This window comes from Microbacterium oxydans (assembly GCF_000956525.1).
Taxonomy (GTDB): domain Bacteria; phylum Actinomycetota; class Actinomycetes; order Actinomycetales; family Microbacteriaceae; genus Microbacterium; species Microbacterium oxydans_A.
Genome location: NZ_JYIW01000026.1, coordinates 116,634 through 138,926 on the forward strand (window position 1 = coordinate 116,634; position 22,293 = coordinate 138,926).

General features: G+C 66.8%; 21 protein-coding genes. 16 read left to right on the forward strand and 5 right to left on the reverse strand.

All coding sequences use genetic code 11. From position 1 onward, the window contains the following. Positions 1-3 precede the first annotated feature (3 nt). Entirely contained in the window at positions 4-933 is a 930-nt protein-coding gene (locus RS83_RS13110) for a 5'-3' exonuclease (RefSeq protein WP_045280821.1), read from the reverse strand. Between the two features lie 118 nt (positions 934-1,051). Between RS83_RS13110 and RS83_RS13115 the strand changes: the two genes are divergently transcribed. Then, positions 1,052-1,774, forward strand: coding sequence for a hypothetical protein (locus RS83_RS13115; RefSeq protein ID WP_045279986.1), 723 nt, complete (start codon positions 1,052-1,054; stop codon positions 1,772-1,774). 5 nt (positions 1,775-1,779) lie between these two features. Here RS83_RS13115 and RS83_RS13120 read toward each other — a convergent pair whose 3' ends face one another. Beyond that, complete coding sequence (locus RS83_RS13120) at positions 1,780-2,250, reverse strand: hypothetical protein (RefSeq protein ID WP_156153215.1); 471 nt, start codon at positions 2,248-2,250, stop codon at positions 1,780-1,782. A 302-nt stretch (positions 2,251-2,552) separates the two neighbouring features. Further along, positions 2,553-3,095: a hypothetical protein gene (locus RS83_RS19005; RefSeq protein ID WP_045279987.1), complete on the reverse strand. Its 543-nt coding sequence runs from the start codon at positions 3,093-3,095 to the stop codon at positions 2,553-2,555. 234 nt (positions 3,096-3,329) lie between these two features. Between RS83_RS19005 and rpsA the strand changes: the two genes are divergently transcribed. The 4 genes from rpsA (at position 3,330) to RS83_RS13145 (ending at position 7,494) form a co-directional block, all read left to right on the forward strand. Next, positions 3,330-4,787 (forward strand): 30S ribosomal protein S1, encoded by a 1,458-nt coding sequence (gene rpsA / locus RS83_RS13130; protein WP_045279988.1) that lies wholly within the window; start codon positions 3,330-3,332, stop codon positions 4,785-4,787. Between the two features lie 72 nt (positions 4,788-4,859). Continuing rightward, entirely contained in the window at positions 4,860-5,459 is a 600-nt protein-coding gene (gene coaE / locus RS83_RS13135; protein ID WP_045279989.1) for a dephospho-CoA kinase, read from the forward strand. Then, the gene (locus tag RS83_RS13140; RefSeq protein ID WP_045279990.1) at positions 5,456-6,676 is read left to right on the forward strand and encodes an MFS transporter; all 1,221 of its coding nucleotides are present in this window, start codon (positions 5,456-5,458) and stop codon (positions 6,674-6,676) included. The genes coaE and RS83_RS13140 overlap by 4 nt, the downstream gene beginning before the upstream one ends. A 26-nt stretch (positions 6,677-6,702) precedes the next feature. Beyond that, positions 6,703-7,494 (forward strand): GNAT family N-acetyltransferase, encoded by a 792-nt coding sequence (locus tag RS83_RS13145; RefSeq protein WP_045279991.1) that lies wholly within the window; start codon positions 6,703-6,705, stop codon positions 7,492-7,494. Here the strand turns inward: RS83_RS13145 and RS83_RS13150 are convergent. Beyond that, entirely contained in the window at positions 7,467-8,075 is a 609-nt protein-coding gene (locus RS83_RS13150; protein WP_045279992.1) for a DUF4126 domain-containing protein, read from the reverse strand. The two genes, RS83_RS13145 and RS83_RS13150, sit on opposite strands and share 28 nt — an antisense overlap. A 176-nt stretch (positions 8,076-8,251) precedes the next feature. Between RS83_RS13150 and uvrB the strand changes: the two genes are divergently transcribed. Together uvrB and RS83_RS13160 are read left to right on the forward strand one after the other, a co-directional pair. After that, the gene (uvrB, locus tag RS83_RS13155; protein ID WP_045279993.1) at positions 8,252-10,324 is read left to right on the forward strand and encodes an excinuclease ABC subunit UvrB; all 2,073 of its coding nucleotides are present in this window, start codon (positions 8,252-8,254) and stop codon (positions 10,322-10,324) included. A gap of 23 nt (positions 10,325-10,347) precedes the next feature. Further along, complete coding sequence (locus tag RS83_RS13160) at positions 10,348-10,680, forward strand: TfoX/Sxy family protein (RefSeq protein WP_045279994.1); 333 nt, start codon at positions 10,348-10,350, stop codon at positions 10,678-10,680. Positions 10,681-10,720: 40 nt separating this feature from the next. Here the strand turns inward: RS83_RS13160 and RS83_RS13165 are convergent, their stop codons facing one another. Next, on the reverse strand, positions 10,721-10,963 hold the full coding sequence (locus tag RS83_RS13165) for a hypothetical protein (RefSeq protein WP_419760988.1): 243 nt from the start codon (positions 10,961-10,963) through the stop codon (positions 10,721-10,723). Positions 10,964-11,008: 45 nt separating this feature from the next. On the opposite strand from RS83_RS13165, the gene RS83_RS13170 reads away from it, so the two are divergent. The 9 genes from RS83_RS13170 to tpiA all read left to right on the forward strand — a co-directional run bounded on the left by RS83_RS13170 (position 11,009) and on the right by tpiA (position 22,285). Beyond that, positions 11,009-11,452, forward strand: a complete 444-nt coding sequence (locus RS83_RS13170) for a MarR family winged helix-turn-helix transcriptional regulator (protein WP_045279996.1) — start codon at positions 11,009-11,011, stop codon at positions 11,450-11,452. Positions 11,453-11,505: 53 nt separating this feature from the next. Next, the gene (uvrA, locus tag RS83_RS13175) at positions 11,506-14,394 is read left to right on the forward strand and encodes an excinuclease ABC subunit UvrA (RefSeq protein ID WP_045279997.1); all 2,889 of its coding nucleotides are present in this window, start codon (positions 11,506-11,508) and stop codon (positions 14,392-14,394) included. After that, positions 14,394-16,382 carry an excinuclease ABC subunit UvrC gene (uvrC, locus tag RS83_RS13180; protein WP_045279998.1) on the forward strand — a complete coding sequence of 663 codons (1,989 nt, stop codon included), beginning with the start codon at positions 14,394-14,396 and terminating at the stop codon, positions 16,380-16,382. Before uvrA ends, uvrC begins: the two co-directional genes overlap by 1 nt. Before the next feature lie 36 nt (positions 16,383-16,418). Beyond that, entirely contained in the window at positions 16,419-17,294 is an 876-nt protein-coding gene (gene rapZ / locus RS83_RS13185; protein ID WP_045279999.1) for an RNase adapter RapZ, read from the forward strand. A gap of 68 nt (positions 17,295-17,362) precedes the next feature. Beyond that, positions 17,363-18,340 (forward strand): DNA-binding protein WhiA, encoded by a 978-nt coding sequence (whiA, locus tag RS83_RS13190; protein WP_045280000.1) that lies wholly within the window; start codon positions 17,363-17,365, stop codon positions 18,338-18,340. Positions 18,341-18,524: 184 nt separating this feature from the next. Further along, complete coding sequence (locus RS83_RS13195; protein WP_045280001.1) at positions 18,525-19,151, forward strand: superoxide dismutase; 627 nt, start codon at positions 18,525-18,527, stop codon at positions 19,149-19,151. Positions 19,152-19,267: 116 nt separating this feature from the next. Beyond that, entirely contained in the window at positions 19,268-20,278 is a 1,011-nt protein-coding gene (gene gap / locus RS83_RS13200) for a type I glyceraldehyde-3-phosphate dehydrogenase (protein ID WP_045280002.1), read from the forward strand. 10 nt (positions 20,279-20,288) lie between these two features. Next, a complete protein-coding gene (locus tag RS83_RS13205; RefSeq protein ID WP_045280003.1) occupies positions 20,289-21,503 on the forward strand; it encodes a phosphoglycerate kinase in 1,215 nt (404 codons plus the stop codon). Then, positions 21,494-22,285: a triose-phosphate isomerase gene (tpiA, locus tag RS83_RS13210; protein WP_045280004.1), complete on the forward strand. Its 792-nt coding sequence runs from the start codon at positions 21,494-21,496 to the stop codon at positions 22,283-22,285. Before RS83_RS13205 ends, tpiA begins: the two co-directional genes overlap by 10 nt. Positions 22,286-22,293 lie beyond the last annotated feature (8 nt).

Genomic DNA, 22,293 nt, shown 5'->3' on the forward strand with positions numbered 1-22,293 from the left:
GACTCAGCTCGCCGCGGCGGAGACGGCAGCGATCGCGCGGGTCATCGAGCCCCCGAGATTCCACTTCTCGGCAAGGGCGACCGCCGCGTCGTGCTCTGCGGGGTCGAGTGCGCGCAGGGGAACGCCCGGAGCGGTGATCGGCAGAGACGTGGCGACGGCGACGACGGTCGGTGCGACGTCGAGGTATGCCGCAGCAGCCAGGATCTTCGCGCTCACGCCGGCGCTCATGCCTTCGCCGGCCTCGGCCGCAGCGCGGATGCTGGCGAGGTCGCCGTGGGTCTTGAGCAGGGTCGCCGCTGTCTTCTCGCCGACACCGGCGACGCCGGGGAGGCCGTCGGAGGCGTCACCGCGCATCGTGGCGAAGTCGACATACTGCGAGGGCAGCACGCCGTACTTCGCGACCAGGGTCGCGTCGGTGAAGATCTCGAGGTTGCTCATGCCGCGTGCCGTGTAGATGAGGCGCACGTCACGGGCATCGTCGATGAGCTGGAAGAGGTCGCGGTCGCCCGTCACGATGTCGACGGGCATGTCGGCGTTCGTGGCGAGGGTGCCGATCACGTCGTCGGCCTCGTGTTCGGCGACACCGATGATCGGGATACCGATCGCGGCGAGCGTCTCGCGGATGAGCGGTATCTGGGCCTCGAGCGGATCGGGGACCTCTTCGACATCCGGCCCGGCTGGGACGACCTCGACGACGCGGTGCGCCTTGTAGCTCGGGATCAGGTCGACGCGCCACTGCGGGCGCCAGTCGTCGTCCCAACAGGCGATCACGTGCGTGGGCTCATACAACGTCACGAGCTTGGCGATGATGTCGAGCAGCCCGCGCGCGGCATTGATCGGAGAGCCGTCCGGCGCCGTCACCTTGTCGGGCACGCCGTAGAAAGCGCGGAAATAGAGGCTGGCGGTGTCGAGCAGCATCAGACGATCGGTCACGGGCACAGTTTGTCACGGCCACAGACGCGGCGAGACCCGGCGCGCCACGGTCAGGGCCGCGGCGGTCTGCGGCGGCCGGGAACTTGAGACGGTCCGTTCGCCGTCGACACCAAGAGGCATGACGACATCACTGCGGAGACTCTCCTCGTTCGTGCTCGGCGGAGCGCTTCTCGCCTCCGCGTTGGCGGGATGCGCGACAGCGGCTGGCGGGTCTCCCGTTCCTGAATCCACGGCTGTTCCGAGCGCGGACGCTTCGTACGCACCGCAGGCCGCATGGCTCGACGCATCGTCCATCGCCGTGAAGACCTGGAGCGACGCCTGCGCGCCGCACATCGGCGACTTCATCACCGGAGATCAGTCGATCGAGATCGTGCTGGTCGACGACGAGGATGCCGTCTGTGCGAGCGTGCAGACCGCCCATGGCACATACGTCGGCCTTCCGGCTGGCCTCGACTCGTCGGTTCCGGTGGATCTCATCGTCACCGAGGCGAACGGAAACCGCAGCGAACTCACGCTCCCTGGTCTCGCTGAGGGACAGCTGCAGCCGGCGGATCGGATGTCGGAGATGGTGCCAGCCGCCACCTGGATCACCGACAGCGAACTGGCAGTGCTCACATGGGGATCGTCGACGTGCATGCCCGGCTCGGGTGATTTCCAAGCCCTCGATGCCACGCAGGGCGTCGTCACCTTGCACAGCCACACGGACACCGTCTGCACGATGGATCTCGTACCGCAGATCACATTCGTGTCTGCGGCGGGGGTCCAAGCGGATGCGACGTTGGTCCTCGCGGATCACGTCGACGCTGTCGGCCAGCCGATCATCCTCCAGGTCGCACGTTGAGCGCCTCAGCAGCCTGGTGATGACGGACGCGCTGCGCAGGTGTGCGCGACGAGCGCGGTGTGCGCCTCGAAGATCCGGATCCGGCTCACGGGCCCGTCGGTCGTGAGCTCGCCTGCAACAGGGAACCAGCCATCGCCGAGATCGATCTCGGCGGTGTACCGGACATCGACGTCGGCGAGGTAGGCACCGCGCTGCCGGTAGACGTGGCTGGTGGACGTCGGCGTGAACTGCGCCTGACCCAGCGCGGCCCAGGTCTGACCGCCCGTGCGTGTACTCGCGGAGGACCCGTCGCCGTAGTGGAAGTCGTATCCGGACGGGGTGAATCGCACCATGAGCGGGATGCCGAAGAGCGCGCCGGTCTGCGTGCGGGTGGAGGCCGCGGCCACGAAATTCGTCGGCATGCCGGCGACGCCGAGGTTGCCAGGTTCGCCCACGGTCGTCACGGCGTCGGGCGCGAAGGCGGCGAGGTCGGTCATGGCGATCGCCGGAATCCCTGGCGGCGCGGAAGGTGGCGCATCTCGTTCGAACTTCGGGCGGAAGCAACGGCGCGCGCTGTCCCAGCCGTTCAGGCATTCGTCGAACTCGGTCTCCTCCGCCGATCGCGGGTTCTCGTCGCCTTGATCGGAAACGCCGGACCGCGTCGTGGGCTGGCTATCAGGCGCCTGCCTGCTACCCGAGACAGCGACGGTTGCGCCGTCCGTTCCAATGAGGAAGTCACTACCGCCGTCTCCGCCGTGAGTCGCAAGACTGACGAGCCCGTCAAGCGCAAGCAAGAGGATCAGTATCCGGCGCATGCTTCGTCCTCAGCGCGATTCGATGCATCGATAAGAAGGGAACCATTCAGGTCAATAAACTCAAGGTCGATCGCGTACACGTCTGGTCGATCGGGGTTGACTACCGACGCGCCCTCGACGTTCAGAACCTGAACGTCGCCTACGTCTAAGCAAGCCAGGGCTTTCACGGTGCCGGTTTGGGTGTCCGCGCGCCGTCCTGTGAAGTCAAGGACGACCGCGTCGCCGGCAATGGTCTGACCTTCCGCATGCATCCGCGAGAAGTTCTCCTTGTCCGCTCGCTGGAAACTCCCGCTTGAAAACGCATAGATCGTCTCGAAGGACGTCGGATCTGCGATGTCGACTGCGTTCAGAGCATCGTTGTACGCCCGGTACGTCTCCTCCGCCGCAGCGAACGCCTCATCCTCGGACGCGAACGCCGGTGTCGGACTCGGCGTCGGTGCCGGCGTGGGGGAGCATCCGAGGAGCGTCGAGGCGGCGAAGGTGAGAGTGCACAGGATGAGAGGGCGAAATGGCCTGCTGGAAGTCATCCGGATACGGTAACCAGATCGCACGCGCGGGCGCCGGAGTTATCCACAGGTGTCCGATCGTGACACGACGCACACCCGCATCCGATCTTCTGATAATCTGAAGTGTCACTCGTGGCGTGCACTTGCATGCGCTCGTGACGAGAAAACCAATCCATTCGCTGACGAGCAAGTTGTCGGTCGTGCGCGGCCGTTGCTTCCAGCCTGAGTTCCCATTCAACAAGGACAACCCACTACATGACTACCGCAACGACCGCCCCGGCCACCAAGCAGGTCGCCATCAACGACATCGGATCTGCTGAGGACTTCCTGGCCGCGGTCGAGAAGACCCTGAAGTTCTTCAACGACGGCGACATCATCGAAGGTACGATCGTCAAGATCGACCGCGATGAGGTCCTCCTCGATGTCGGATACAAGACCGAGGGTGTCATCCCCTCGCGCGAGCTTTCGATTAAGCACGACGTCGACCCCAACGAGGTCGTCGCCGTCGGTGACCTGGTCGAGGCCCTCGTTCTCCAGAAGGAGGACAAGGAAGGCCGTCTGATCCTCTCCAAGAAGCGTGCTCAGTACGAGCGTGCCTGGGGAGACGTCGAGAAGATCAAGGAGAACGACGGCGTCGTCACCGGCACCGTCATCGAGGTCGTCAAGGGTGGCCTCATCGTCGACATCGGCCTCCGTGGCTTCCTTCCGGCCTCGCTCATCGAGCTGCGCCGCGTCCGTGACCTCACGCCGTACCTCGGCCAGGAGATCGAAGCGAAGATCCTCGAGCTCGACAAGAACCGCAACAACGTCGTGCTGAGCCGCCGCGCGCTGCTCGAGCAGACGCAGTCGGAGTCGCGCACCACGTTCCTGAACAACCTGCACAAGGGTCAGGTCCGCAAGGGTGTCGTCTCGTCGATCGTCAACTTCGGTGCGTTCGTCGACCTGGGCGGCGTGGACGGCCTCGTGCACGTCTCCGAGCTGTCCTGGAAGCACATCGAGCACGCCTCCGAGGTCGTCGAGGTTGGCCAGGAGGTCACCGTCGAGATCCTCGAGGTCGACCTGGACCGCGAGCGCGTCTCCCTGTCGCTGAAGGCGACGCAGGAGGACCCGTGGCAGGTCTTCGCCCGTACCCACGCGATCGGACAGGTCACGCCGGGTAAGGTCACGAAGCTCGTTCCGTTCGGTGCGTTCGTCCGCGTCGCAGACGGCATCGAGGGCCTCGTCCACATCTCCGAGCTCTCCAGCAAGCACGTCGAGCTGGCCGAGCAGGTCGTCTCCGTCGGCGAAGAGGTCTTCGTCAAGGTCATCGACATCGACCTGGAGCGTCGCCGCATCTCGCTGTCGCTCAAGCAGGCCAACGAGTCGGTCGACCCCAACGGCACCGAGTTCGACCCGGCCCTCTACGGCATGGTCGCGGAGTACGACGAGAACGGCGAGTACAAGTACCCGGAGGGCTTCGACGCCGAGACCGGTGCTTGGAAGGACGGCTTCGACGCTCAGCGCGAGGCATGGGAGCAGGAGTACGCTGCAGCCCAGGCTCGCTGGGAGGCTCACAAGGCTCAGGTCACCAAGGCGGCCGAAGCAGAAGCAGCAGCCGGCGAGGACTTCGGCGGCGGCCAGTCCTTCACCAGCGAGGCCGCAGGCGCGGGCACGCTGGCTGACGACGAGGCACTCGCGGCTCTCCGCGAGAAGCTGTCGGGCGGCAACGCTTAAGCATCACGCTCTGGAACGGGCCGTCACCTTCGGGTGGCGGCCCGTTTCGCGTTCCGTCCCTAGACTTGCTGCATGCCTCTCATCGCACTCACCGGCGGCATCGCGTCGGGGAAGTCGACCATCGCGCGGCGTCTCGCCGAGCACGGAGCCGTCATCGTCGACGCGGACCAGATCGTCAGAGACGTCCAATCGCCAGGCTCACCCGTGCTGCAGCGCATCGCCGAGGAGTTCGGAACCGGTCTCATCACCGCGGACGGTGCGCTCGACCGTGCAGCCCTCGGCGCTGCCGTCTTCGGCGACCCCGAGCGCCTCGCGCGACTCAACGCCATCGTGCACCCGGCTGTGCGAGCCGAGTCGCAGCGCCGGTTCGAGGAAGCTCGCTCTGCTGACCCGGGAGCCGTCGTGATCTATGACGTCCCGCTGCTCGTGGAGGCGCGCGTCGACGACCCGTGGGACATGATCGTCGTCGCCCACGCGCCTCAACCCGAACGGCGCCGGCGGCTGATCGAGATCCGCGGGATGGATGCGCAGGCTGCCGATGCTCGCATCGCAGCGCAGGTGTCCGACGAGCAACGACTTGCGATCGCGGATGTGGTGATCGACACCGCCGGCACGATCGCCGAGACGCGCACGCAGACCGACGCGCTCTGGGAGCGGATCCGCCCGCGGTGACCGCCGAGCCCTTCACCGGCCATGCACCGGGTTCCGGCAGCTACCGTCGCCTGATCGCCGGTCTGTTCTTCGCAGGCGTCGCGACCTTCGCGCAGCTGTACTCCACACAGGCGCTGCTGCCGCAGATCTCCGTCGACCTCCGGATCTCGCCGGCCACCGCCGCGCTCAGTGTCTCCGCCGCGACGCTCGGACTCGCCGCGGCCGTGATCCCGTGGTCGATCGTCGCCGACCGTATCGGACGCATCCCTGCGATGGCGATCGGCGTGATCGCGGCCACGCTGCTCGGGCTGTGTGCGCCGCTGAGCACCGGCATCCCGCTGCTCCTCGTGCTGCGCGCTGCTGAGGGCGTCGCGCTCGGCGCCGTGCCGGCCGTCGCGCTCGCCTATCTGAGCGAAGAGGTGCGCCCGAGGTACGCCGCTGCGGCCGCGGGGAGCTACATCGCAGGCACCACGGTCGGCGGACTGTTCGGCCGGGTCGTGGCCGGCGTCATCGGCGAGATCGCCGGGTGGCGCACCGGCGTCTGGGCGGTCGCGATCGCCTGCGCCCTGGCCGCAGCGCTCTTCCTGTGGCTGACCCCGAAGTCGCAGGGCTTCGTGCCGCACCGGCTCCGCTCCGAGAGCAGTGGGCCGGTGTGGAGCAGGCTGCTCCTCCCGCTGCGCTCGACCACGCTGCTCGCCGTCTACGCCCAGGGCTTTCTTCTGATGGGCGCATTCGTCGCGATGTTCAACTACCTGGGCTTCCACCTCTCGGCTCCGCCGTTCCTCTTGCCTGCCTGGCTCGTCACACTGCTGTTCGTGGCCTACCTCGCAGGCACGGTGTCGTCACCCTGGGCCGGGGGATTGGCATCGCGGCACGGGCGATATCCGGTCATGATCGGATCCACGCTGATCATGGCTTCCGGGGCGCTCCTGATGCTCGTGCCGCAGATCGCCGTCGTGCTGGTCGGACTCATCCTGTTCACGGCCGGGTTCTTCGGGGCGCACGCGATCGCCTCCGGCTGGGCGCCCGTCGCGTCAGCGCCGGAGACCAGGGCACAGGCATCGTCGCTCTACTACTTCGGCTATTACGCGGGGTCGAGTCTGTTCGGATGGGCTCTGGGACTCGTCTTCGGGGGCGTGAGCTGGCTGTGGTTCGTCATTCTGATCACGATCATGTGCGCCGCGGCGGTCACGATAGCCGTCGTCGGGCTGCGATCTGCCGGCACGGGGCGCGTCTGAGCAGCGGCCTCTGGAAGAGTGGGGGAATGACCCACCCCCTCCTCGCGGCATACGACGAACAGCTGCGCACTGATACGGAAACCGCGCAGGCGCTGTCGACCACAGTGAGCGGCCCGTTGCGCATGGCCGTGTTCTCCGGCGGTCGGGGGTTCGTCAGCTACGCAGACCTGCAGGACGCGGATGCCGCGCAGATCGCTGCGCTCGTCGAGATGGCGGTCGAGTACTTCGCTGCGCAGGACGGCATCGTGGAGGTCGAGTGGAAGACCCGAGGTCATGACCGCGCGCCAGGGCTGGTCGAGGCGCTCACCGCACGTGGGTTCGTCGCCGAGGACACGGAGTCGATCATGATCGGCGAGGCGGCGTCGCTGGCTCAGGAGGTCGCGGTACCAGAAGGCATCCGGATCCGCCGCGCCCGCACTGACGCGGACGTCTGGGCGATGGAGGAGATGCAGGGCGCGGTGTTCGGCGATCCGCACTGGCAGGTGCGCGCGGAGACGACCACGCAGCGGCTGCGAACGGATGACGATGTGGAGCTCTGGATCGCAGAGGCAGAGGGTCGCATCGTGAGTGCTGGGCGCCTCGAGCCGGTCGCCGGCACCGAGTTCGCAGGGCTGTGGGGCGGCGCGACGCTGCCGGACTGGCGCGGACGCGGGATCTACCGCGCACTCACGGCGGAGCGGGCGCGTTCTGCGTTGGCTCGTGGCAAGCGCTACCTGCACTCGGACTCGACCGAGTTCTCCCGGCCGATCCTGGAGCGATCGGGGCTCATCAAAGTCTCGACGACGACGCCCTATGTCTGGGTACCTCCGGCCGACTGAGCCTTCGCGCGACGACGGTGCGCGCGCCGTCGAAGCAGCACGACCGCGACGACGACGAGTCCGATCAGCAGGATGCCGGCGACGACCGGCACGATGATGGCCGCGGCCGCGAGCAGGAACGACGCTCCGTCCTCTGCCGTGCTCAGGACCGGCGCCGCGAGACCACCGGTGGTCGCGTTCGCGGCGACGCGCGCCGTCGCCTTCACGACGTGAACGGCCAGCGCGATCAGGATGCCGGAGACGACGGGAACCCACGAACCGTCGGTGAAGAACGACCCGGGGTCGGCGACGGTCTGCGCGCCGGCACCCGCGCCGAAGGCGATGCCACCGGCGGCGGGGCGGATGACACTCTGCGCGATGTCGTTCACCGAATCGAGTGCCGGCACCTTGTCGGCGACGATCTCGAGGAGCAGCAGCGCGCCGATGATCCACAGGGTGATGTCGCTGGACAGCCACGCCCAGCCCCCGGGCAGCTCGACCGCAGGTAACAGCCGGTCTGCGAGTCCGAGCAGGAACAGCGGCATCCAGGCGTTCAGGCCTGCGGCTGCCGCGAGGCTGGAGCCGACGACGAACTCGATCACGCTCTCACTCTAGGTGGGGGGAGTGCTGGTTCCGCTTGATCCCGGGCGTGGGGACGCGCCGGGGGAGAGTCTGCTGGGGATGCTGTTCCGCGAGCCACGGGGAATGCGGGACGCCCTCGACGACGGCGTGACATGCAACCGGCCCCGATGTCGGAGGTGCGGCCTACGCTGGAAGTATGCAACCCACGCGCAGTGTCCGCCCTTTCGAGGTCATCAGCGAATACGCTCCGGCCGGCGACCAGCCGCAGGCGATCGCCGACCTCGCGGCGCGTATCAACGCAGGCGAGACAGACGTCGTGCTGCTCGGTGCCACAGGTACCGGAAAGTCCGCGACGACCGCATGGCTCGTCGAGCAGGTGCAACGCCCGACGCTCGTGCTCGCGCACAACAAGACGCTCGCCGCTCAGCTGGCGAACGAGTTCCGCGAGCTGATGCCGAACAACGCGATCGAGTACTTCGTCTCGTACTACGACTACTACCAGCCAGAGGCATACGTTCCGCAGACGGACACCTTCATCGAGAAGGACTCCTCGATCAACTCCGAGGTCGAACGACTCCGCCACTCGACGACGAACTCGCTGCTCAGCCGGCGCGACGTGGTGGTCGTCTCGACGGTGTCCTGCATCTACGGTCTCGGCGCTCCCGAGGAGTACCTGCGCGCGATGGTGGCGCTGCAGGTGGGGGAGCGGTACGACCGCGATGCGCTGATCCGCCAGTTCATCGCGATGCAGTACAACCGCAACGATGTCGACTTCTCCCGAGGCAACTTCCGGGTGCGGGGAGACACGATCGAGATCATCCCGGTGTACGAAGAGCACGCGATCCGCATCGAGCTCTTCGGCGACGAGATCGAGGCGCTGTATTCGCTGCACCCGCTCACCGGCGAGGTGATCGAGAAGCTCGACGCCGTGCCGATCTTCCCCGCTTCGCACTACGTGGCCGGCACCGACGTCATCCAGCGCTCGATCGGCACGATCGAGCACGAGCTCGAGGAACGCCTCGCCGAGTTCGAGCGCCAGGGAAAGCTCCTCGAGGCGCAGCGACTGCGCATGCGCACGACCTTCGACCTCGAGATGCTCCAGCAACTCGGTTTCTGCTCCGGCATCGAGAACTACTCGCGCCACATGGACGGGCGGATGCCCGGTGAGCCACCGCACACGCTGTTGGACTTCTTCCCCGACGACTTCCTGCTCGTGATCGACGAGTCGCACGTGACCGTGCCGCAGATCGGGGCCATGTACGAGGGCGATGCATCGCGCAAGCGCACGCTGGTCGATCACGGGTTCCGCCTGCCGAGCGCGATGGACAACCGTCCGTTGCGCTGGGACGAGTTCAAGAACCGCATCGGTCAGACGGTCTACCTCTCGGCGACGCCGGGCAAGTACGAGATGGGCATCGCTGACGGCATCGTCGAGCAGATCATCCGTCCGACGGGGCTCGTCGACCCGCAGATCATCGTCAAGCCGTCGAAGGGGCAGATCGACGATCTGCTCGAGGAGATCCGGATCCGCGTCGAGCGTGACGAGCGCGTGCTCGTGACGACGCTGACCAAGAAGATGTCAGAGGAGCTCACCGACTTCCTCGGCGAGCACGGTGTGCGCGTGCGCTACCTGCATTCCGACGTCGACACGCTGCGCCGCGTCGAGCTGCTCAGCGAGCTGCGTGCGGGCGTGTACGACGTGCTGGTGGGCATCAACCTGCTCCGCGAAGGGCTCGACCTGCCTGAGGTGTCGCTGGTGGCGATCCTTGATGCCGACAAGGAGGGCTTCCTGCGCTCCGGTACGTCGCTGATCCAGACCATCGGTCGTGCGGCCCGAAACGTCTCGGGCGAAGTGCACATGTACGCCGACAAGATGACCGACTCGATGGCGAAGGCGATCGACGAGACCGACCGTCGCCGTGAGAAGCAGGTCGCCTACAACCTCGAGCACGGCATCGACCCGACACCGCTGCGCAAGCGCATCGCGGACATCACCGAGGTGCTCGCGCGCGAAGGCGCCGACACGGCCGACATGCTCGCCGGTCGCGGACGCGCGACGGGCAAGGGCAAGTCGCCGACGCCCAATCTGCGCCGCACCGGTATCGCTGCGGAAGGCGCCCAGCAGCTGGAGGCGACGATCCAGGATCTCTCCGACCAGATGCTCGCTGCGGCCGCAGAGCTGAAGTTCGAACTTGCCGGGCGTCTGCGTGACGAGGTGCAGGACATGAAGAAGGAACTGCGAGCCATGGAGCGCGCAGGGCACGCCTGAGTCGAGGACGAGAGGCAGCGGAGATGGACGCATCGGGGGAGGAGCTCGCCGACCGTGTGCGGGCGCTCCTCGGCGTCGGTGACGATGTCGAGGAGAAGCGCATGTTCGGAACGCGTGCGTTCCTCATCGACGGGCACATCCTGGTCGGTGCGCGCTCCGGTGGCGTGCTTCTCGTCCGGGTGCTGGAGGAGAACGGCGCGGCACTGGTCACGCGACCAGGGGTCGCGACCGCGGTGATGGGACCACGTACCATGGGCACCGGATGGCTCGATGTGTCGCCCGAGGCGACCGCCGATGACGAGCTCTTGATGGAGTGGCTCGACATCGCTCGGGAGGATTCCCCACTGCTGCACTGATTCGTGCGTTGCGCATGCAGAGTGTTGCCCTCCGAAGGACTCAGGGGCAGTGCATCAGAGGCTTCGGCCCTGAACGATCGATCTCGTGCTCGCTCATGGGCGCGCCGCACAGCGGGCAGGCACGCTCTGCGCGTTCGGCCGGAGTGGGCGGCGGCGTCTTCTCGTAAGGGCCGACGGATGCTGGGCCCGCGAGGCGGATCAGGTTCGTGTTCACCCAGGCGTACAACCCGCCGGCATCACGGATGCGGTCGCGAAGCGGGGGACGAGTGTGATCCTTGGACATGTTCATTAGTGTACTAATGATTAGTGTCAATGTATAGTTGCCATCGTGACGGCATCCGATGATCTCCTCCGTCTGGAGAACCAGCTCTGCTTCGCGCTCGTGACCGCGGCGCGCAACGTCGTCGCGATCTACCGGCCGATCCTCGAGCCGCTCGGCCTGACCCACCCGCAGTACCTGGTGATGCTGGCGCTCTGGGAGCGGGACCCCCGCACCTTGAATGATCTCGCGGCGGAGCTCGCGCTCGAGCCGGCCACGGCATCGCCGCTCGTGAAGCGGCTCGAGGTCGAAGGATTGATCGCTCGCCAGCGCAGCAGCGAGGACGAGCGCAGGCTCGACATCACCTTGACATCCGCAGGTCGTACGCTGCGCGAGCGGGCGATGGATGTTCCTCGACAGGTCATGTCAGCGGTCGGGATGGACGTCGACGAGATATCCGCGCTCCGCGACGGACTCGGCCCGTTCGTGGGTCGTCGGGTCGAGCTCGGCTGAGGCTCCCAGGCAGGGGCGGCCCCAATGTCGGTGGCCCCTCGTAGACTTGTGCGGTGCCTATCGTCCCCGTCGTCACCCCAGGAAAACTCAGTGTTCGTGGTGCCCGCGTTCACAATTTGAAGAACGTCGACATCGACATTCCGCGCGACTCGCTCGTCGTGTTCACCGGCCTGTCCGGTTCGGGAAAGTCGAGTCTCGCATTCGACACGATCTTCGCCGAAGGGCAGCGTCGCTACGTCGAATCGCTGAGCGCGTATGCGCGCCAGTTCCTCGGCCAGGTCGACCGTCCTGATGTCGACTTCATCGAAGGCCTGAGCCCCGCGGTCTCGATCGACCAGAAGTCCACGAACCGCAACCCGCGGTCGACCGTCGGCACCATCACCGAGATCTACGACTACATGCGTCTGCTCTGGGCGCGCATCGGCATCCCGCACTGCCCCGAGTGCGGCGAGCGGATCCAGCGTCAGACGGTGCAGCAGATCGCCGACCAGTTGATGGAACTGCCCGAGCGAACCCGCTACCAGGTCGTCGCGCCCATCGTGTCGCAGAAGAAGGGCGAGTTCGTCGACCTGTTCCGCGAGCTCGGAGCGAAGGGCTACTCGCGCGCCATCGTCGACGGCGACCTCATCCAGTTGGCCGAGCCGCCGACGCTGAAGAAGAGCTACAAGCACGACATCGCCGTCGTGGTCGACCGTCTCGTCGCCTCCGACGACATCCTCGGCCGCGTCACCGACTCGGTCGAGACCGCGCTCGGCCTCGCGGGTGGTGTGGTGCAGATCAACTACGTCGACGGAGACGGCGACGACGCGTGGCAGACGTTCTCCGAGAAGCTCGCCTGCCCCAACGGGCACGCGCTCACGCTCACCGAGATCGAGCCGCGTACGTTCTCGTTCAACGCTCCGTTCGGCGCGTGCCCCGCGTGCTCGGGCCTCGGCACCCGCATGTCTGTCGACGTCGATCTGATGCTCGGCGACGAAGATCTCTCGATCCGCGAGGGCGTCATCATCCCGTGGACCACGCAGGGCAAGGGACTGTTCCAGTACTACGAGCGGCTGCTCGAGGGACTGTCACGCGATCTCGACTTCTCGCTCGACACCCCGTGGAAGAAGCTGCACTCCGATGTGCAGGACGCCGTTCTTCGCGGCGAGAACTACAAGGTCACCGTCAAGTGGAAGAACCGCTACGGCCGCGAGATGCGCTACGCCTCCGGCTTCGAGGGTGTCGTGCCGTACATCGAGCGCCAGTACCTGCAGGCCGAGTCGGACACGCAGCGTGGCCGCTGGGGCGAGTACCTCCGCGAGGTCCCGTGCCCGGTGTGCAACGGCGACCGCCTCAAGCCCGAGGTCCTCGCAGTGCAGGTGCACGGACACTCCATCGCAGAGGTCTCGCACCTGAGCCTCGCCGACGCGCGAGAGTTCATGGAGAAGCTCCGTCTCACCGACCGAGAGGCGCAGATCGCCGCGCAGGTGCTCCGCGAGATCCGCCTGCGACTCGACTTCCTGCTGCAGGTCGGCCTGTCGTACCTCGACCTCAGCCGTTCAGCGGGCTCGCTCTCGGGCGGCGAGGCGCAGCGCATCCGGCTCGCGACGCAGATCGGGTCGGGCCTCACCGGCGTGCTCTACGTACTCGACGAGCCGTCGATCGGTCTGCACCAGCGCGACAACCGTCGACTGATCGACACGCTCATCAAGCTGCGCGATCTCGGCAACACACTGATCGTCGTCGAGCACGACGAGGAGACCATCGAGGCCGCCGACTGGGTCGTCGACATCGGGCCCGGCGCCGGCGTCAACGGTGGCGAGGTCGTGCACTCGGGCCCGTACTCGGCCCTCCTGGATGACAGCGCGTCGATGACCGGCGAGTACCTGTCGGGACGCCGCGAGATCCCGATGCCGAAGAAGCGTCGCAAGATCGACCGGAAGCGGTTGCTCAGCGTCGTCGGCGCCCGCGCCAACAACCTGCAGAACGTGACGGCTGACTTCCCACTCGGCGTGCTGACCGCCGTCACCGGAGTCAGCGGCTCGGGCAAGTCATCGCTCGTGAACGACATCCTGTACCAGGTGCTCGCATCGCGGCTCAACGGTGCGCGCACCGTCCCCGGCAAGCACACGCGCGTGACCGGGCTCGACAACCTCGACAAGGTCGTGCACGTCGACCAGGCGCCGATCGGCCGCACGCCTCGGTCCAACCCGGCGACGTACACCGGAGTCTTCGACCGCATCCGCTCGCTGTTCAGCGAGACGCCGGAGGCGAAGGTGCGTGGCTACCAGCCCGGACGGTTCAGCTTCAACGTCAAGGGAGGCCGCTGCGAGGCATGCTCCGGTGACGGCACGATCAAGATCGAGATGAACTTCCTGCCTGATGTGTACGTCGACTGCGAGGTCTGCCACGGCAAGCGCTACAACCGCGACACGCTTTCGGTGCACTACAAGGGCAAGAACATCGCCGAGGTGCTCGAGATGCCGATCGAAGAGGCAGCTGAGTTCTTCGAGCCGATTCAGGCGATCCACCGCTACATGAAGACGCTGGTCGACGTCGGCCTCGGATACGTGCGGCTCGGCCAGTCGGCGACGACGCTCTCCGGCGGTGAGGCGCAGCGAGTGAAGCTCGCCACCGAGCTCCAGCGCCGCAGCAACGGTCGCAGCATCTACGTGCTCGACGAGCCGACCACCGGTCTGCACTTCGAAGACGTCCGAAAGCTCCTCGAAGTGCTGAACGGTCTCGTCGACAAGGGCAACACGGTGATCGTCATCGAGCACAACCTCGACGTGATCAAGTCCGCGGACTGGGTCATCGACCTGGGGCCGGAGGGCGGATCCGGCGGCGGCCAGATCCTCGCCACCGGCACGCCGGAGCAGATCGCACGCGTCGAGGAGAGCCACACCGGTCAGTTCCTCGCGGAGATCCTCGGCGAAGGGCGCGCTGCACGGAAGGCCAGTTGATGGCCGACGTGCTCGCGTACAAGCCGAGGCCGGGGGAGATCCCCACGAACCCAGGCGTGTACCGGTTCCGTGATGCCTCCGGGCGTGTGCTGTACGTGGGAAAGGCGAAGAACCTCCGTCAGCGCCTGTCGAACTATTTCGCGCCGCTGCGCACGCTGCACGAGCGAACCCGTCGCATGGTCACGACCGCCTCCTCCGTGGAGTGGACGGTCGTGCCCACCGACGTCGACTCCCTGCAGCTGGAGTACATGTGGATCAAGGAGTTCGATCCGCCCTTCAACGTGCGGTACAAGGACGACAAGTCCTACCCGTTCATGGCGGTGACGCTCGGCGACGAGGCGCCACGCGTGATCGTGACGCGCAACCACAAGATCCCGGGCGCGCGATACTTCGGTCCGTACCCGAAGGTATGGGCCGTGCACGAGACCATCGACCTGATGGTGAAGGCGTTTCCGATCCGCACCTGCAGCGACGCCAGCTACAAGCGCGCGATGCAGACCGGGCGGCCGTGTTTCCCCGGACAGATCGGCAAGTGCGGCGGCCCCTGCTCGATGACGGTGACCATCGAAGAGCACCGGGCGATGGTGAACGACTTCGTCGCATTCATGGCCGGCGGAGACGAGCGGTTCAAGCATGACCTCACGAAGCGGATGCAGGCGGCATCCGCGGCGATGGACTACGAGGCGGCCGCGAAGTACCGTGACAAGCTGTCCGCGATCGATGCCGTGCTCGGCAAGAGCGCCCTCGTGCTCGCTCATGACGAGGACGCTGATCTCTTCGGCATCGCCGAGGACGAGCTGGCTGCGACCGTGCAGCACTTCGTGATCCGTGGCGGCCGTGTGCGAGGTGTACGAGCCCTCACGATCGAGAAGGAGATCGACATCACCCCTGGTGAGCTCGTCGATCAAGTGCTGCAGCGGGCGTACGGCGAGGCGCAGGACGTGCCGCGCCGCATCCTGGTGCCCACGATGCCGGACGACGCAGCGGACCTCGAAGCCTGGCTCCGTGAACGACGCGGGAAGAAGGTCGAGCTCGCCGTCGCGCAACGCGGACAGCGAGCAGATCTCATGCGCACGGCGACCCTGAACGCGCAGCAGGCGTTGATCCGCTACAAGACTCGCCGCACCAGCGACTACGTCGCTCGCACGCAGGCGCTCACCGACCTGCAGGACGCACTCGGCATGGACGAGGCACCGCTGCGCATCGAATGCTTCGACATCTCGCACCTCGGCGGCACGAACGTGGTCGCCTCGATGGTCGTGTTCGAAGACGGGCTGCCCCGCAAAGACCAGTACCGCTCGTTCAACATCGCCGAGACGACCGATGACACCGACTCGATGTATCAGGTACTGCGCCGTCGGCTCGCCTACCTCGACCGCCCGGAACCCATCGTGGTCTCGGATGCTGCGGTCGTCCCCGACTCGGGGGTGCCTGACGCATCGTCCACCGACGCAGTGCTGGTCGAGAACGCGGCGCTGACCCCCGACGGCGTGATCGTCGACGTCACGGCGGACGTGGTGGTGGAGAGCACGGTCAAGCGCAAGCCGCGGTTCGCGTACCCGCCGCAGCTGCTCCTGGTCGATGGTGGCAAGCCGCAGGTGGAGGCCGCCGCCCGCGCGCTCCAAGATGCCGGACACTCCGAGATCGCTGTCTGCGGCATCGCCAAGCGCCTCGAGGAGATCTGGCTGCCTGGGGAGGACTTCCCGGTGATCCTGCCTCGCACGAGCGAGTCGCTCTACCTGCTGCAGCGGCTGCGTGACGAGGCACACCGCTTCGCGATCACGCACCAGCGCAAGCGCCGCCGCAACGACATCACGACCGTGCTGGAAGAGGTCCCAGGGCTCGGCGCATCACGCATCAAGGTGCTGCTGAAGCACTTCGGATCCGTCACTGCGCTGCGTTCTGCGCAGCCCGGCGAGATCGAGGAGGTCCAGGGGATCGGTCCTGTGCTGGCACAGAACATCCACGCGCATCTCTCCACTCGATAGGCTGGTGGCCGGAGGGGGAGAAGGAGCAGGAAATCCATGACTGACAGCAGCGACAAGGGCCAGTTCCTCATTGTCACCGGTATGTCCGGGGCAGGTCGGACCACTGTCGCCAACGCGCTGGAAGACCTCGGCTGGTATGTGGTGGACAACCTCCCGCCGCAGATCCTCAGGCCACTTCTCGAACTCACCGACATGGGTGGCGACGCGTTGCCCAAGGTCGCTGCGGTCGTCGACATCAGGGGCAGGAACCTCTTCGACGACTTCCCAGAGGTGGCGAGGGCGCTGCGCTCCCGTGGCTCGCTCCGCGTGCTGTTCCTCGACTCTGCCGACGACGTGCTGGTACGGCGCTTCGAGTCGGTGCGGCGTCCGCACCCGCTGCAGGGCGACGGCACGCTGCTCGATGGCATCCGCACCGAGCGCAACCGGCTCGCGCCGATCCGCGAGGCTGCCGACATGGTGATCGACACCTCGTCGCTGAACATCCACCAGCTCGCGACCAAGGTCTCCGACCTGTTCTCCGAAGAGGGCGAGGCGAGACACCGCGTGACGCTGCTGAGCTTCGGGTTCAAGTACGGGCTTCCCACCGACGTCGATCTGGTCGCAGACATGCGCTTCCTGCCGAACCCGTTCTGGAACGAGGAGCTCAGAGGACTCACCGGCCAGGACGAGGCCGTCCGCGACTACGTGCTCTCCAGGGAGGGGGCAGGCGAGTTCCTCGAGGCATACTCCGCGGCGCTCGTCCCTGTGCTCGAGGGATACCAACGCGAGAACAAGAGCCACTCGACCGTCGCGATCGGATGCACCGGCGGCAAGCACCGCTCCGTGGCGATGTCCGAGGAGCTCGCGCGTAGGCTGTCCGCGATCCCCGGTGTCGCGGTCAACGTCCGTCATCGGGACCTCGGGCGGGAGTGAGCAGGCCACCGGCCGAGTAGGCTGGAGGTTTGCGCCGCGACCCGGCGCGTGAACGCAGAAGGAGTGTCGTGGCACTAACCACCGACGTCAAGGCTGAGCTCGTCAGCATCCGCAACGCACCCCCCACAGTGCGAGTCGCCGAGGTGACTGCCATCCTCCGGTTCGCCGGTGGATTGCACTCCATCGCGGGTCGGGTGGCCGTGGAAGCAGAAGTCGATGCCGAGACACTGGCTCGCCGCGTCGCACGTGACCTCGCCGAGATCTACGGCGTGCGTCCGGAGATCGCTCAGGTGCAGTCGAGCACCGCCAACGAGGGCGCCCGCTGGGCTGTCCGCGTGATCGGCGCGGGGGAGACCCTCGCGCGCCAGACCGGACTGCTCGACCAGCGTCGTCGCCCCGTCCGCGGTCTGCCCAACCGTCTCACCACCGGCTCGCGTGCGGAGATCGCCGGTCTCTGGCGGGGAGCGTTCCTCGCCGCCGGAACGCTCAGCGAGCCAGGACGCTCCGCCATGCTCGAGGTCGTGTGCCCCTCGTCGGAAGCAGCCATGGCGCTCGTCGGCGCCGCGCACCGGCTCGGCGTCGCGGCGAAGGCCCGCGAGGTTCGGGGCATGCCGCGCGTCGTCGTGCGCGAGGGCGAGGCGATCCGCACGGTGCTCGCCGAGATGGGGGCGCACAAGACCGCCATCGCGTGGGAGGAGCTGCGCCAGCGCCGCGAGGTTCGCGCCGGCGTCAACCGCCTCGTCAACTTCGACGACGCGAACCTGCGCCGCTCGGCTCAGGCCGCCGTCGCCGCATGCGCCCGCGTCGAGCGCGCGCTCGAGATCCTCGCAGACGAGGTCCCTGATCACCTCCGCGTGGCCGGCGAGCTCCGCCTCGCACATCGCGACGCGAGCCTCGACGAGCTCGGGCACCACGCCGACCCGCCGCTCACGAAGGACGCCGTCGCCGGCCGCATCCGACGCCTGCTGGCGATGGCCGACAAGCGCGCTCAGCACGAGGGAATCCCCGGAACCGAGGCAGCCGTCCCCGCCGGTCTCGACGTCTGACCTGCCGCGAACGTCATGGAAGCCGACCCCTGTGGGGGTCGGCTTCCGGCGTCATATGGGGGAAGGTTCGGGTGCCTCGATGCGTTGTCGTCACTAGGATGAGTTAAGTCCGCTCTGCGTCGCACATCGGTGGCGCGGAGGATCGGCAAGCGCCGCGGCGCGGCGCGGATTGGATGAAAGCGACATGGCGATTTACACGCTCCCCGACCTTCCCTACGACTTCGCAGCCCTGGAGCCGCACATCAGCGGCAAGATCATGGAGCTGCACCATGACAAGCACCACGCGACCTACGTCGCCGGCGCCAACACCGCGCTCGAGCAGCTCGCTGAGGCGCGCGACAGCGGCAACCTGGCGAACGTCAACAAGCTCGAGAAGGACCTCGCGTTCAACCTCGGCGGTCACGTCAACCACTCCATCTTCTGGACCAACCTGTCCCCGAACGGCGGAGGCGAGCCCGAGGGCGAGCTGAAGGCCGCGATCGACGAGTACTTCGGCTCCTTCGCGAAGTTCCAGGCGCACTTCACCGCTGCAGCCACCGGCATCCAGGGCTCCGGCTGGGCCGTCCTCAGCTGGGACTCGATCGGCTCGCGACTGATCATCCAGCAGCTGTTCGACCAGCAGTCGAACACGGCGCAGGGCACGATCCCGCTGTTCCAGCTGGACATGTGGGAGCACGCGTTCTACCTCGACTACCTGAACGTCAAGGCCGACTACGTGAAGGCCGCGTGGAACATCGCGAACTGGGAGAACGTCGCCCAGCGCCTCGAGGTCGCCCGTCAGCAGACGAACGGCCTGCTGGTACTGTCGTAATCGGGTCGCGTCCCGACGAGCTTGGCTCGTCGGGACGCCATCTCAGCCAAAAACCCCCCGCGTTCCGCGCCCAGAAATGCCGTGCGGAGCGCATCACGAGAAACAGGGAGACCTGAGTGTCTGTCAAGATCGGTATCAACGGCTTCGGCCGTATCGGACGCAACTACTTCCGCGCGGCTCTCGCGCAGGGAGCGGACATCGAGATCGTCGCGGTCAACGACCTCACCGACAACAAGACCCTTGCCCATCTGCTGAAGTACGACTCCGTGGGCGGTGTCCTCGACGCGCAGATCAGCTACGACGACGACAGCATCACGGTCGACGGCAAGCAGATCAAGGCATTCGCAGAGCGCGACCCCGCGAACCTCCCGTGGGGCGAGCTGGGCGTCGAAATCGTCATCGAGTCGACCGGCTTCTTCACCAAGGCAGACCTCGCACGCAAGCACATCGATGCAGGCGCGAAGAAGGTCCTCATCTCGGCACCGGGCACCGGCGTCGACGGCACGTTCGTCATGGGCGTGAACGAGGACACGTACAACCCGGAGACGGATCACATCATCTCCAACGCTTCGTGCACCACGAACTGCCTGGCTCCGCTCGCGCAGGTCTTCAACGACGCATTCGGCATCGACCGCGGCTTCATGATGACGGCGCACGCCTACACCGCTGACCAGAACCTGCAGGACGGCCCGCACAGCGACCTCCGTCGCGCACGCGCCGCCGCGATCAACATCACCCCCGCCTCCACCGGTGCCGCCAAGGCCATCGGCGAGGTGCTCCCGGAGCTCCAGGGCAAGCTGAGCGGCTCGTCGTACCGCGTTCCGGTTCCCACCGGCTCGATCGTCGACCTGACGCTGATCACGGACCGTGAGAACCTGACGGTCGACGAGGTCAACGAGGCGTACAAGAAGGCTGCTGCCGAGGGTCGCCTCGCCGGCTTCCTGCAGTACAACGAGGACCAGATCGTCTCGAGCGACATCGTGCACAACCCGCACTCCTCGATCTTCGACTCGACGCTGACCAACGTCAGCGGCAACCTGGTCAAGGTCTCCAGCTGGTACGACAACGAGTGGGGCTACTCCAACCGTCTCGTCGACCTGACCGAGTACGTCGCCGAGCGCATCTAAGCTCCGACACATGACTCTGCGCACCCTGGACTCACTGGGTTCGCTCGAGGGCAAGCGCGTCATCGTCCGTTGTGATCTCAACGTCCCGCTCCGGGACGGGATCATCACGGACGATGGCCGTGTCCGCGCCTCGTTGCCGACCCTCAACGCACTCATCAACGCGGGCGCCCGCGTCGTGGTGTGCTCGCACCTCGGACGCCCCGATGGGGCGCCCGACCCCCAGTACAGCCTCGAGCCGGTGGCTCAGCGGCTGTCCGAACTGCTCGGCGCCCCTGTCGCGTTCGCGCGCGACACCGTCGGAGAGTCCGCAAAGGATGCCGTGGAGTCCCTCGAAGACGGCGGAGTCGTCGTCATCGAGAACCTGCGTTTCAACGCGGGCGAGACCGCGAAGGACGACGCGACTCGCGCGGCCTTCGCGGCCCAGCTCGCCGATCTCGGCGACGTGCTCGTGTCCGACGGCTTCGGCGTCGTGCACCGCAAGCAGGCGAGCGTCTACGAGCTCGCCGAACTGCTGCCGTCCGCAGCAGGTCTGCTGATCGCGGCCGAGCTCGACGTGCTCGATCGTCTGACCGAGAACCCGGAGCGCCCGTACGCGGTCGTGCTCGGGGGATCGAAGGTCAGTGACAAGCTCGGCGTCATCTCGCACCTGCTGCCGCGCGTCGACCGCATCCTGGTCGGCGGCGGCATGCTGTTCACGTTCCTCAAGGCGCAGGGCCACGCTGTGGCGTCCAGCCTCTTGGAAGAGGACCAGCTCGAGACCGTCCGCGGTTACATCGCCGAGGCTGCTGAGCGCGGTGTGGAGCTCGTGCTCCCGACCGATGTCGTCGTGGCTGCTTCGTTCGGGGCGGACGCCGCGCATGAGGTCGTCGCGGCCGACGCGATCGAGTCGACCGCGTTCGGTGCATCCGGTATCGGCCTGGACATCGGGCCGGAGACGGCGGCGAACTTCGCCGAGGTCATCCGCGGCTCGAAGACCGTGTTCTGGAACGGGCCGATGGGCGTGTTCGAGTTCCCGGCGTTCGCTGCCGGAACCAAGACGGTCGCACAGGCGCTCACCGAAGTCGACGGCCTCAGCGTCGTCGGCGGTGGCGACTCGGCAGCGGCCGTGCGTCAGCTCGGATTCACCGACGACCAGTTCGGTCACATCTCGACCGGCGGCGGCGCAAGCCTCGAGTTCCTCGAGGGCAAGAAACTACCCGGCCTGGAGGTGCTCGGATGGGCGTAACCGCTCGTACCCCGCTGATCGCGGGCAACTGGAAGATGAACCTCGACCACCTGCAGGCGGTCGCCTTCGTGCAGAAGCTGCACTGGACGCTCAAGGATGCCAAGCACGAGGACGGATCGGTCGAGGTGGCGGTCTTCCCGCCGTTCACCGACATCCGCAGCGTGCAGACGCTGATCGACGCGGACAAGATCCCGTTCGCGCTCGGTGCGCAGGACATCTCGGCGCACGATTCCGGTGCGTACACCGGAGAGGTGTCCGGTGCCTTCCTGGCGAAGCTCGACGCGAAGTACGTCATCATCGGTCACTCGGAGCGTCGTGAGTACCACGCGGAGTCCGATGACGTGGTCGCATCGAAGGTGCAGGCCGCGCTGAAGCACGGGCTCGTTCCGGTCATCTGTGTCGGCGAGACGTCCGAGGACCTCGAGAAGTTCGGCGCGAGCGCGGTGCCGGTCGGTCAGCTCGAGGTTGCCCTCAAGGGGCTCTCGTCCTCGGCTGACATCGTCGTGGCGTATGAGCCGGTCTGGGCCATCGGCTCCGGACAGGCGGCGACGCCGCAGCAGGCGCAGGATGTCTGCGCCACGCTGCGCGGTGTGGTCGCGAAGGTCCTCGGCGACGAGGCGGCGGCACGCACCCGCATCCTCTACGGCGGATCTGTGAAGGCCGCGAACATCGCGAGCTTCATGCGCGAGCCCGATGTGGACGGCGCACTGGTCGGCGGGGCGAGCCTCGTGGTCGACGAGTTCGCGGCGATCATCCGCTTCGAGAAGCACGTCGGCGTATGAGTGCGGCG

Excerpts from the sequence above, each read along its gene's own strand:
- tpiA (WP_045280004.1), top strand. The coding sequence starts at position 21,494 with ATGGGCGTAACCGCTCGTACCCCGCTGATCGCGGGCAACTGGAAGATG.
- RS83_RS13120 (WP_156153215.1), bottom strand. The coding sequence starts at position 2,250 with ATGACCGACCTCGCCGCCTTCGCGCCCGACGCCGTGACGACCGTGGGC.
- RS83_RS13165 (WP_419760988.1), bottom strand. The coding sequence starts at position 10,963 with ATGTCCAAGGATCACACTCGTCCCCCGCTTCGCGACCGCATCCGTGAT.
- rpsA (WP_045279988.1), top strand. The coding sequence starts at position 3,330 with ATGACTACCGCAACGACCGCCCCGGCCACCAAGCAGGTCGCCATCAAC.
- uvrB (WP_045279993.1), top strand. The coding sequence starts at position 8,252 with ATGCAACCCACGCGCAGTGTCCGCCCTTTCGAGGTCATCAGCGAATAC.
- RS83_RS13145 (WP_045279991.1), top strand. The coding sequence starts at position 6,703 with ATGACCCACCCCCTCCTCGCGGCATACGACGAACAGCTGCGCACTGAT.
- RS83_RS13160 (WP_045279994.1), top strand. The coding sequence starts at position 10,348 with ATGGACGCATCGGGGGAGGAGCTCGCCGACCGTGTGCGGGCGCTCCTC.
- RS83_RS13195 (WP_045280001.1), top strand. The coding sequence starts at position 18,525 with ATGGCGATTTACACGCTCCCCGACCTTCCCTACGACTTCGCAGCCCTG.
- coaE (WP_045279989.1), top strand. The coding sequence starts at position 4,860 with ATGCCTCTCATCGCACTCACCGGCGGCATCGCGTCGGGGAAGTCGACC.
- RS83_RS19005 (WP_045279987.1), bottom strand. The coding sequence starts at position 3,095 with ATGACTTCCAGCAGGCCATTTCGCCCTCTCATCCTGTGCACTCTCACC.
- RS83_RS13205 (WP_045280003.1), top strand. The coding sequence starts at position 20,289 with ATGACTCTGCGCACCCTGGACTCACTGGGTTCGCTCGAGGGCAAGCGC.
- uvrC (WP_045279998.1), top strand. The coding sequence starts at position 14,394 with ATGGCCGACGTGCTCGCGTACAAGCCGAGGCCGGGGGAGATCCCCACG.
- rapZ (WP_045279999.1), top strand. The coding sequence starts at position 16,419 with ATGACTGACAGCAGCGACAAGGGCCAGTTCCTCATTGTCACCGGTATG.
- RS83_RS13115 (WP_045279986.1), top strand. The coding sequence starts at position 1,052 with ATGACGACATCACTGCGGAGACTCTCCTCGTTCGTGCTCGGCGGAGCG.